The sequence below is a fragment of the Candidatus Paracaedibacter symbiosus genome, assembly GCF_000757605.1.
Taxonomy (GTDB): Bacteria; Pseudomonadota; Alphaproteobacteria; order Paracaedibacterales; family Paracaedibacteraceae; genus Paracaedibacter_A; species Paracaedibacter_A symbiosus.
The window spans coordinates 1,679,364-1,684,892 of the sequence record NZ_JQAK01000001.1; the positions used below are offsets into that span (position 1 = coordinate 1,679,364).

Sequence of the window (5,529 nt, forward strand, 5' to 3'; positions counted from 1 at the left end):
CATCCTTCTGAACAGTCGTATAACTTCGTATAATGTATGCTATACGAAGTTATTACGGAGAAGCTATAGAAAGTACCATCGATTTTTGCTCAAATCTGCAGCGCATAGATCGCACAAACACTTGAATAATAGAATAGAAAATCAACTATATTTAAGCCAATGCTAAAGATTTTAATTTAGCATTAGCAATGACAAGGATTTTACGCATCAAAGCAGTTAGAGCAACCATTTTCTTTTTGCTTTTCGCAATAAGATTTTGGTAGAAAATCTTTAGGTAAGAATTAGAATTTCGAGCAGCCATAGCTGCCATGAAGAGGGAGGGCTTAATGCCTGCTCTGCCAAAACCTGTCCGCCGGTATCCAATTTGCTTGCCGCTATCCCTGTTTATAGGAGCTAAGCCTGCAAGGGCCGCAATCTTGCGTCGCGTTAGGGTACCTAATTCAGGCAAAAGAATCAGCATTTCAAAGGCGACAATGTCGCCAATACCTGGAATTGACTTTAAGATTTCTAATTTGTGAGCAAAATCTGGCATTGAGGCGATCAAGGGGGATTGGGCCCATTCGTGTCAAATTACGGTTAGCTATTTTGAGGGGTATAGAGACAAAAGTTTGTCTGGTTAAAGCATACTCTAAATACATAAAGCTCCGCCCTACCCTTATTTCACAAACTCTTTTTATAATAGCCTGTTGGCCACGATGCCTTTAAATTATAAATACATTTATTTCTTGCTTGATATGTACCATTTATGGTACATATCATAGTATGAGTATAGAAGATAAAAAATTAATTGCTATATTTTTTAAAGCTTCCTCTGGTAGAGAGCCTGTTAGAGAATGGCTAAAAGATTTAGTATCAGGTAATAGAAAGATCGTTGGTGCTGATATTAAAACAGTTGAGTTTGGCTGGCCTATCGGAATGCCGGTATGTAGGCCACTAGGCAATGGGCTATACGAAGTTCGATCTAATCTGTTAGATAAATCCATTGCAAGAGTTATTTTCTGTATTGAAAGAAACACTATGGTTTTACTGCATGGGTTTATTAAGAAAATCCAAAAAACCCCACAAAAAGAACCTAGCTTAGCTTTAGATAGAAAAAAGGAGCTTTACAAATGATGGATATCAACAAAGAAAGATTAGGGTCAACCCTTGACGACTTACTTGAATCTGAAAATGAGCTTATGGAAGTAACAGCTATTGCCCATAAGCGTATTATCGCCTGGCAAATAGAGCAAGCCATGAAGGTAAAACATGTTACAAAGATAGAAATGGCAAAACGTATGCATACTAGCCGCTCAGCAGTTGATCGGCTACTCAATCCAAGTAATCCCAGCGTAACATTAGATACGATTGATCGTGCTGCTACAGCGCTTGGTATGACTTTAAATATTTCTTTAGTAGCAAAAAATTTATCTATTTAGCTTTTTACTCATAAATGGAGTAATACTATAGTGTCTTCACGGTTTTTATCAGTAAATAAACTCTACTAAAATAATAAATCGGTTACGCTGATTTGTTAACTATATTAATTAACTTTTTTGAATTAAGTAAATACAATAGTTTAAGTACCTCCCTCCCCTACTTTAACTTAAGTAAAGGAACTCCTCCTTTTCTTTACTTAGTTCACAGTATAACTCAAATTTTCCTATAAGCCAATTTGCCTAACATCTCTTTATTCATTCCTCTTTACTATAAGCGGGAGGAATAAATTTTTACAACAGTACCTTTAATAGCTTTTCATTCCCTATTCGTATACCACCTGCAGATAATAATCCCTCTCCTCGTTCGTCCGTCTCCCCTGTAATACTTATCACCGTCCAACTGGCAGACTTTAAAATAGGGAATCATCATACTTATCGCTTGTTTAAAAGGAAATTATAAACCACCAACAATATTACTTAGTTTAAAAAAAATACCAATAATATTGTAACTTCATTAATCAATAAATATTTATTTCTATTATTAACAATATTACTTTGTAGCTTAAATGTAATTTCTCTCGTTGTTAACTGTAGAAATGGTACCTTTAGAGAAAAATAAACAATGATAGAAAGTAGGATCATGGTGGTGTCGTCAAGTTGTTTAGAGGGAATAAAATAGGGATTCCTTCCCCTCTCTTATTTGGCATAATGGTGGTGTGAAGCCACAATCTCGTTAAAGATATCTAAAGATTGAATAAATTTTGTCGATACTCTTTGGCACTCTGCTTATACCGTCCTACTTTAAAAAAGTTAAGAAAAGCACCCATACTGCTCAAAAATCTTTGGGCGCTTGGCACACTTTTGAAACTTTTTAAGCGCTCGCTTTAAAAATCTTATAGCTGACTTGGTATTTCTTCTCCTTTGTAAAAGGACATCAATCTCTTCTCCCTCGCTATCAATCAGTCGCCATAACCAAAAGACGTCCCCTTTTATCTTTACTCTAACCTCATCAATATGCCATTTGTCTTTAAAAGCTGATCCTCTTTTCCGACGTATATCTCTGGCATAAACAGGTCCCCAAGTTTGGCACCAATTTCGAATGGTTTCATAAGTGACAGATAGGTCTCTATCCTCAAGCATTTCGCTTAAATCTCTTAAGCTGATTTTATAACGGTAATAGTAGCGAACAGCAAAGCCGATAACACTTTTAGGAATACGGTATCCTTTATAATGATCTCGCATAATCAAGGACTTTCTCTTATTTTTGCAAGAATCTTACAATAACTACATCTCCATCTCAACAACTTGACGACACCGGTTGGCTGTCTTAGCAAGATCAGCAATGTAATGATCTTTGGCTCCTATAAATAGATGAAGGACTGAAAGCGTCAAGTGCCGCTCTAATTGATTAAAGAGTAAATTGGGTTTTTCCTGGTTATCGTCTAATAGAAATAAGCAAACAGAAGTTTGCTCCTTTACAAGGCTCCTGATATTGTCGAGCGTTTTTTCAAATTCGGCTCTTATGCAAAGATTGTTATAATGGCCTCTTAAAGAGGAAAATTGATCTGAGTTTTCTATAAAGTCTTTTATACCCTCTTGGGAATTGCATCCCAATTTTACCATAATATTATGGATGTAATTCTCGACTGTTTTAGGAGATAGAGATAAAAGAGATGCAATCTTTTTGGCAGGTCTTCCGCTAATAATAAATGAAATAATATCTATTTCTCTTGGTGTAAACCTGGCACCATTTATTTCCTCTAGGTATTTATAGGTATTTATAGTGAAAGAAAGGAGAAGGATTATTAGTGTTTAACATTATAATACCATCCAAATTTAAAAGCTTGGATTTTATTTAAAGCAGTAAAAGTATGGAATGGTATAAAGAGGTTTTTATAAAGATGAATACTAGAGTATTTTTCCCTCTAATCATCTCCTCGGGTAAATTTTCAGGATAGCTAATCATCACCTCTTGGTAATAATTAAATCATGACCGGGATGGAACGGCAGGTGCCTCTGTGAAAGATTGAGAGAAACTTGCTCGTCAATTAAGCTTTTCGTTTTCGTAGCTCATAGGTGTTCTATCATTTAGGACACTACTATGAGGATGGAGTAGAGGTTTTAACAGATCCCAAAAAAGCAGTGGAATTTTTCCGAAGGACCCATAATAAAGAAAATGCTTGGGAATGATATTATCTAGGTCAAGTTTATGAAAAGGGCCTAGGAGAACCTCCGAATTTAGAAGAAGCGATTGAGGATTTATAGAGAGAATATATTACCTTCCCTGTCCGCAGCACAAAAGCCTTATAGAAAGAATCGTTAAATTTTTGTGAAGGAAATATAAATATGTCTTCTGAAAATAGTAACAAACACTCTTTCCCTATTGATGTTTATATTGGAAAAAAATTAAAGCAACGGCGTCGACTATTAGGATTAAAACAGTATGAATTGGCAAAAATGTTGGGGGTAACTTCCCAGCAAATTCACAAATACGAAAAAGGATTTGATCGGATATCGGCGAGCCGGCTTTTAGAAATAGGTAAAGCTCTTTCAGTTCCGACTTGTTTTTTTATGAGGGGTTGGAAGAATATCATTCCCAAGGAAAGGAGCTGACGGTGAATTGTATAAATAATCAGGGCAAAAAATTCATGATAAAACTTTTAGATACTGAAGAGATTTTCACTGAGATGAAAGTTTTAAAAAAGAATTCAACTTCAGAAATCTAATTTTTTAATAACCACACTCTAGATTTCATCCCTATATTTGGGGTTCCTTTAGAACTTGTCTGGGAAAAGATTAAACCAATTTAGCAAGCATAATTTTTACCATAGAGATGCGTACCATATTTTCAGAGTTGCCAGGGATAACTAGACAGCGTCAATGGGGCACGGGCGATAATAAAAAGCACTTTTTATATATTATTGAAATGAAGAATTACAATTACGCAAGAGAAAACGTTACGGGGAATAACTATAAGAAAATTAGGGGTTTATTGTTGCTAAGCGCCATAAATCTTTGTTGGCAGAGCACAGCTTTGGCTATGGATAATCCCAATCCTATGGGTAAAATAGCAGCCGACCTTGAAGATTGCGGCCAGCAAAGGCAACCGTTTCTAACGAGGCAAAGGGTAGAGGACGATACATCACCTGAGAGTCTAGCTGTAGGTGCTTTGGTGGTCGATCATGGAATACAACCATTGCTTGCCATAGAGTCCCCTAATAACCCCCCACGCTCTAACTTTGCTGAAAGTACCGTCCATACTACTGGAGATAACCCTTTTGAATGGCTTCCATTGGAAGTAAATTATCACATTTTTCAATTTTTAGATTCGAACTCTGCCAAACAAGCTGCATTGGTATCTCATGCTTTTAATAGTTTGGAAAATCTAACAAGAAGACATTTAAGGGTTAAGGATTCCATCACAGCTGAGAAGCTCATAGAATTTGTAACGAAGTACCCACACCTGACATCGCTGGATCTGGGGGGGGTGCCGACAGATCAAGGATGCAGCCCTCATCAAGGTGGCTGAGAGTTGCCCGAACCTGACTTCACTGGATCTGTCGGGGTGTCGAAAGATCGCGGATGCAGCCATCATCAAGGTGGCTGAGAAGTGTAAGAACCTTACCAAGCTGGATCTATGGGGGTGTCGAAAGATCAAGGATGCAGCCATCATCAAGGTGGCTGAGAAGTGTAAGAACCTTACCAAGCTGGATCTATGGGGGTGTCGAGAGATCAAGGATGCAGCCCTCATCAAGGTGGCTGAGAGTTACCCGAACCTGACCTCACTGACTCTGTCGGCGTGGCCACAGATCAAGGATGCAACCCTCATCAAGGTGGCTGAGAAGTGTACGAACCTGACCTCACTGACTCTGGAGGGGTGTTGGCAGATCAAGGATGCAGCCCTCATCAAGTTGGCTGAGAGTTGCTCGAACCTCACCTCGCTGAATCTGCGGGGGTGTGAAAAGATCACGGATACAGCCATCATCAAGTTGGCTGAGAGTTGCTCGAATTTGGCATCACTGAATCTGCGGGGGTGCGGCAAGATCACGGATGCAGCCATCATCAAGTTGGCTGAGAGTTGCTCGAACCTCACCTCGCTAAATCTGCGGGA

At 38.2% G+C, this 5,529-nt stretch carries 7 protein-coding genes and 1 pseudogene; 5 read left to right on the forward strand and 3 right to left on the reverse strand.

Annotated features, from left to right (window positions below; translation table 11 throughout):
* Nucleotides 1–151: 151 nt before the first annotated feature.
* A pseudogene (locus tag IG80_RS0107615) lies at nt 152–544 on the reverse strand (transposase); the annotation flags it as partial.
* Nucleotides 545–762: 218 nt separating this feature from the next.
* Here IG80_RS0107615 and IG80_RS0107620 point away from each other — a divergent pair.
* Both IG80_RS0107620 and IG80_RS0107625 read left to right on the forward strand, forming a co-directional pair.
* Nucleotides 763–1,113 carry a type II toxin-antitoxin system RelE/ParE family toxin gene (locus IG80_RS0107620; protein ID WP_032113189.1) on the forward strand — a complete coding sequence of 117 codons (351 nt, stop codon included), beginning with the start codon at nt 763–765 and terminating at the stop codon, nt 1,111–1,113.
* Complete coding sequence (locus tag IG80_RS0107625) at nt 1,110–1,418, forward strand: helix-turn-helix domain-containing protein (protein ID WP_156962096.1); 309 nt, start codon at nt 1,110–1,112, stop codon at nt 1,416–1,418. The genes IG80_RS0107620 and IG80_RS0107625 overlap by 4 nt, the downstream gene beginning before the upstream one ends.
* 810 nt (nt 1,419–2,228) lie before the next feature.
* Here IG80_RS0107625 and IG80_RS0107630 read toward each other — a convergent pair.
* The gene (locus tag IG80_RS0107630) at nt 2,229–2,660 is read right to left on the reverse strand and encodes an IS6 family transposase (protein WP_052046218.1); all 432 of its coding nucleotides are present in this window, start codon (nt 2,658–2,660) and stop codon (nt 2,229–2,231) included.
* Nucleotides 2,661–2,702: 42 nt separating this feature from the next.
* Nucleotides 2,703–3,224 (reverse strand): LuxR C-terminal-related transcriptional regulator, encoded by a 522-nt coding sequence (locus IG80_RS16220; protein WP_084756238.1) that lies wholly within the window; start codon nt 3,222–3,224, stop codon nt 2,703–2,705.
* 540 nt (nt 3,225–3,764) lie between these two features.
* Between IG80_RS16220 and IG80_RS12505 the strand changes: the two genes are divergently transcribed.
* From IG80_RS12505 to IG80_RS0107650, 3 genes are all read left to right on the forward strand, one after another.
* Nucleotides 3,765–4,031, forward strand: coding sequence for a helix-turn-helix domain-containing protein (locus IG80_RS12505; protein ID WP_052046219.1), 267 nt, complete (start codon nt 3,765–3,767; stop codon nt 4,029–4,031).
* A 313-nt stretch (nt 4,032–4,344) separates the two neighbouring features.
* Complete coding sequence (locus IG80_RS0107645; protein WP_198027135.1) at nt 4,345–4,947, forward strand: F-box protein; 603 nt, start codon at nt 4,345–4,347, stop codon at nt 4,945–4,947.
* Nucleotides 4,940–5,529: leucine-rich repeat domain-containing protein (locus IG80_RS0107650; protein ID WP_032113191.1), on the forward strand; the 590-nt coding region annotated here is incomplete at its 3' end. The genes IG80_RS0107645 and IG80_RS0107650, both read left to right, overlap by 8 nt.